Source organism: Cytophagia bacterium CHB2 (assembly GCA_030263535.1).
Classification (GTDB): Bacteria; Zhuqueibacterota; Zhuqueibacteria; order Zhuqueibacterales; family Zhuqueibacteraceae; genus Coneutiohabitans.
Map to the genome: position 1 here is coordinate 1 of SZPB01000439.1, position 4681 is coordinate 4681.

Genomic DNA, 4681 nt, shown 5'->3' on the forward strand with positions numbered 1-4681 from the left:
ATCGACGGGCGGTTGTGGCAGGAAGACATTCGCGTCAATCAGGCGTGGGCCAAGGCCTTGCGCGTCGCCGGAATTTTGTCTGCGGCGGAGGAGAAACGCATTCAAAACGGATTGCAACGCATTGCCGCAGAGTTTCACGCCAATCATTTTCAATTCCTGCCGCAAGACGAGGATATTCACGTCGCAATCGAACGCCGGCTGACGGAACTTGCCGGTGACGCTGGCGCGAAAATTCACACCGGCCGCAGCCGCAATGATCAAGTCGTCACCGACTTTCGCCTTTATTTGAAACGTAAAGCCTGTGACTTGCAATCCTCGCTGCATGCTTGCGTGAATGCGATCGTGCAACAAACTGAAGCCTCGCTAGAGATCATCCTTCCCAGTTATACTCACACGCAACAAGCGCAGCCGGTGCGGCTTGCGCATTATTTGCTTTCGGCATTTGAAGCATTGCGTCGCCATCACCAGCAATTGCAGCAGTTCTTGCAAAGAGTCGATGAGTTGCCTTTGGGTGCAGGCGCCGTGGCCGGCACCGCGTTTCCGATTGACCGTCGTCTGCTGGCGGTTGAACTGGGATTTGCGCGCATTGCAGCGAATTCGATTGATGCTACCGGCACGCGCAGTTTCTGCAATGAAATCGCGTTTGTCTGCGCCGACGTTTGTGTAACCTTGAGCCGGTATGCGCATGATTTCATTTTGTGGAGCACGCAGGAATTCGGCTTTCTCGATCCCGGCGAGAAGTTCGCCACCGGCTCAAGCATGATGCCGAACAAAAAAAACCCCGATGCCTTCGAACTGGTGCGCGGCAAAGCTGGTGTGGCAACTGGCCTTTTGACTTCGATCATGACTTTGCAAAAAGGCACACCGGTAACGTACAATCGCGATTTGCAGGAAGACAAGAAAATCGTGTTCGAAGCTTTGCAAATCGCGCAGGATTGCCTTGACGTGTTTGCCGGCGCGCTGGTAACCAGCCGTTTCCGGCCGGAGAACATGACAGCCGCGCTGGACAGCAGCCTGTTCGCAACGGATGTTGCTGACTATCTCGTGCGCAAAGGCATTCCATTTCGTAAAGCGCATCATATCGTCGCGCAGGCCGTGCAACAAGCTGAACGCCGGCGCTGCAGCCTGCATGAATTGCCGTTATCGTTTTGGCAGGAATTGCATCCGGCGTTCGATGAGGAGGTGTTGCATTGTTTTGATGCGCGCGTCAGCGTCGAGCGGCGTAATGCCATTGGCGGTACGGCGTTGGCGCAAGTGAAACGGCAGTTGCGCAACGCAAAAAAATGGTTGGAGCGTGAGTGATGCCAGTTCCGCCCCGGCTTTTGTTGTTGAGTTGTACAAGAACCTCAAGCTTGGTTTGGCTTTTGATCATCAATTTCCCAACGCGAACGAGCCGCAACCAAAAAGAAAATTTCCAGCGGATAGAAAAAACCAACGGATGCGGGAGGCTATATCAGTTGGCTTTTCTATCAGTTGGAAAGATCTTCGCTTTTTTTGCAACGATTCAACTCTAAATAGAATAGCAAGCTCATGCGACGGCCAAGCCGTCGCGGATCAATTGTGAGTATGCCGGCATGAAATTTTGGTTGATTCCGGTTGCACTGTTACAGATAACCCTGCCCGCTCGCGGCCAACAGCCGGACAGCTTGAAACCGCGGCCTCAAAATCCCTCACCGATGATCGAGAATACCCGATTGCATCAGCGCATTCCCGAACAGGCTTATGCCGGCATGCAATTCGAGATTGCGACGCTGTTGCCCAGGCCCGTCAAGGTTTTCCTGCCTGAGAACCGAAGAAAAGCGCGGAACTTTGATTTACTTGTACATTTTCACGGCGCCGGATTTCCCACGCAATACGCTGCGCTTCATCATCGCAACGCCTTACTCACGGCTACCATCCATCTGGGCTCTGGCTCGGGCGTTTATGGCAGAGCCTTCGAAGATTCCACCATATTTCCGGCATTGCTGCATGTCGTGCATGATAGCCTGCAAACACAGCTTGCAAATCCGATTACGATCAAACGCATCATCTTGAGCGGCTTCAGCGCGGGCTACGGCGCGATTCGCAAGATCCTCAGCACGCCGCAAAATTATGTCCGAGTTGACGCCATTCTACTGCTCGACGGCATTCACGCGAGTTACGTTCCTGAGTACCAAGTTCTGGCGGAAGGCGGCGAGATTCAAGCCAATGAGTTGGCAGCATTCGTGCGTTTCGCGCGTGAGGCCGCCGCCGAAAATTCCAGCAAGAAGTTTTTAATCACGCATTCTGAAATTTTCCCCGGCACGTTTGTCAGCACCACGGAGGCAACGGATTTTATCTTGCAGGAACTCGACATGAAGCGCCGCCCTGTGCTCGAGTGGGGCCCGCTCGGCATGCAGCAAATCAGCGAGTCCCGGCAGCATCATTTTGCCGTGCTCGGCTTTGCCGGCAACACCGCGCCCGATCATGTTGATCATTTGCATGCGTTGTATTTTTTTGTCAATGAACTGATGAAATAGGCTACGGGATTGATGCAGTATAAGCTTGCAAACCCAAATCCTCTTTGGTTGTCATCCTGAAAGGATCCTGTGAATATCCAAGCACCGCGCCTGATATTTCACAAGAGGTCTTCTCAATGACATTGCAAATGAATCGTTCGTAAAAATCAGAGAACAACGCACGGGATCCTGTTGCCGCTTCAAACCAACCAGTTGAGGAGGAATTTCACATGCCCGAACAATTTAAAACCTTCAAAGAATTCTGGCCGTTCTATCTCGGCGAGCATGCCGCGCCGGCCAATCGCTGGCTGCATTTCATCGGAACGTCGCTGGCTTTGGTGCAAATCATCTATGCCCTTGTCACGCAGCAATTTTGGTTTTTGCTCACGGCGCTGTTGACCGGTTATGGTTTCGCGTGGATCGGGCATTTCTTGTTGGAGAAAAATCGACCCGCAACCTTCACGTATCCGCTTTTTTCGTTTCTCGGCGATTGGAGAATGTGGGCATTGATGCTCACCGGCGGCTTACAAAATGAACTGGAGAAATCGGGCTTGCAAAATAAGAAAAGCTGACTTGCGCCGGTGGAATACTTTTGTACGACATGCTGCAAACGCAAGCGCAGATCTCATGGGCAATTGCCCGCGTTGGAAAGATATTTCAGCCGGCGCATTCGTTGGGTTTGGCGTGAGAGCCAGCGCGCTGGTAAACCGATGCTGATCTTGTCGGGAAGATATGGCCTGCTCACGCCGCAAATGAAAATTCCGTATTATGATCATGCGCTTTCTCCCGCAGAAGTCACGAAACTGGCACAAAAAATCATTGCACAACTCACGCGCAGGGGAGTCGCCGCGCTGACTTTTTATGCGCGACCGCGTGCGACGCCCGGTTGGGCACCCTATTTTCAAGTTCTCGAAAAGGCTTGTCGTCGTCTCGATCTCAAATTGCACATCAGATACTTGCCGGATGATTTCATATGAGCTTCAAAACCTTCGCCGCCTTCTGCCGCAAATTACCGCACGTCACCGAAGACGTCAAATGGGAAAGCAATCTCGTCTTTTCGGTAGGCAATAAGATGTTCGCATTGTTCGAGCTTCCCGACATCTCGCATGTTTCCTTCCGCACAACGCCCTGGCTGTTTTCAACGTTGATCAGCAAAGAGGGCATCGCGCCCGCGCCATATCTCGCCCGCTACAATTGGGTTTTGGTAACGAAGCCAAAAGCCTTGCCGGCGGCAATGCTCAAGCTATTGCTACGCGAATCGTATCAACTCGTGGCTGCGGGTTTGCCGGCAAAGAGGAGGAAAGAGTTGGGGTTGCAACAGGCTTTTGTCTCCAAGAAAAAGCCGGTACCCAAGCGCGCACGCACGAAACGCTATAGGCGTGCAACAACTCAGCAATTAGCCGCAATCACCGTGAGGAGTGGAATTGTGAAAGTGAAATGAACTTGCTGACAGGCACGATTTCTCTTCGATCAATGCTATCTTGCCAAAAAGCATTTCATCTGCACCAACGAACCCCTCGCACCGCGCGTGGCTGCTGCAATTCTTCGTGGCTATCGAGCGCAAAGAAGGGAGAGAGGCAATTTGGGTGGGGCTGCAAGAAACAAAGAAAGTCTTTTTGCCTGTTACAAACAAGTAAGCCGCGCGAGGCCATTGTTAACAAGCCCTTGATTTTTTAGACGGAATGCCCTAAAATTGTCACGAGCAAAAGAAAAGGCATCGTTTTGTTGAGATTAACACGCTATGCAAAGTTATCAAGAGTGGCAAAAGCAGCATTCAAATAGAGCGGGGTTATTAAAGCTCTGCGCCACGGCTATTCGCAAAGCTGCGCCGCACGCCGACGTCATTTTGTACGGCTCCGTAGCGCGCGGCGAGGATACCGCAGAGTCGGATATTGATTTGCTGGTGTTGGTGCCGCAGCAAGTAACGTATGAATTGAAGCGCGCGATCAGTAATCAAATTTATGCGATTGAATTGCAGCATGATCAGCTTATCAACTTGATTGTGCGCCAACGAGAGCGATGGCATGCCGAACCTTTGAATATTACACCACTATATGATTCAATTCAGAGTGAAGGCGTGCCAATATGACGGAAAATCAGAAACAGGCGATTCACCAGCGATTGAAACGTGCGCACGAGACGCTGAGTGAAGCCAGGATTCTCGAAGAGGCGCATCATTTTGTTGGAGCGGTAAACCGACTTTA

The 4681-nt window shown here is 51.7% G+C and carries 6 protein-coding genes; all 6 read left to right on the forward strand.

The annotated features are described in order from the left end of the window. A complete protein-coding gene (gene argH / locus FBQ85_26760) occupies nucleotides 1-1302 on the forward strand; it encodes an argininosuccinate lyase (GenBank protein ID MDL1878735.1) in 1302 nt (433 codons plus the stop codon). Between the two features lie 272 nt (nucleotides 1303-1574). Continuing rightward, on the forward strand, nucleotides 1575-2498 hold the full coding sequence (locus FBQ85_26765) for a hypothetical protein (GenBank protein ID MDL1878736.1): 924 nt from the start codon (nucleotides 1575-1577) through the stop codon (nucleotides 2496-2498). 209 nt (nucleotides 2499-2707) lie between these two features. Continuing rightward, entirely contained in the window at nucleotides 2708-3049 is a 342-nt protein-coding gene (locus FBQ85_26770) for a DUF962 domain-containing protein (protein ID MDL1878737.1), read from the forward strand. Nucleotides 3050-3121: 72 nt separating this feature from the next. Beyond that, nucleotides 3122-3454 carry a hypothetical protein gene (locus tag FBQ85_26775; protein ID MDL1878738.1) on the forward strand — a complete coding sequence of 111 codons (333 nt, stop codon included), beginning with the start codon at nucleotides 3122-3124 and terminating at the stop codon, nucleotides 3452-3454. Continuing rightward, nucleotides 3451-3918: a hypothetical protein gene (locus FBQ85_26780; protein ID MDL1878739.1), complete on the forward strand. Its 468-nt coding sequence runs from the start codon at nucleotides 3451-3453 to the stop codon at nucleotides 3916-3918. Before FBQ85_26775 ends, FBQ85_26780 begins: the two co-directional genes overlap by 4 nt. Nucleotides 3919-4218: 300 nt before the next feature. Next, nucleotides 4219-4566, forward strand: coding sequence for a nucleotidyltransferase domain-containing protein (locus FBQ85_26785; protein ID MDL1878740.1), 348 nt, complete (start codon nucleotides 4219-4221; stop codon nucleotides 4564-4566). Nucleotides 4567-4681 lie beyond the last annotated feature (115 nt).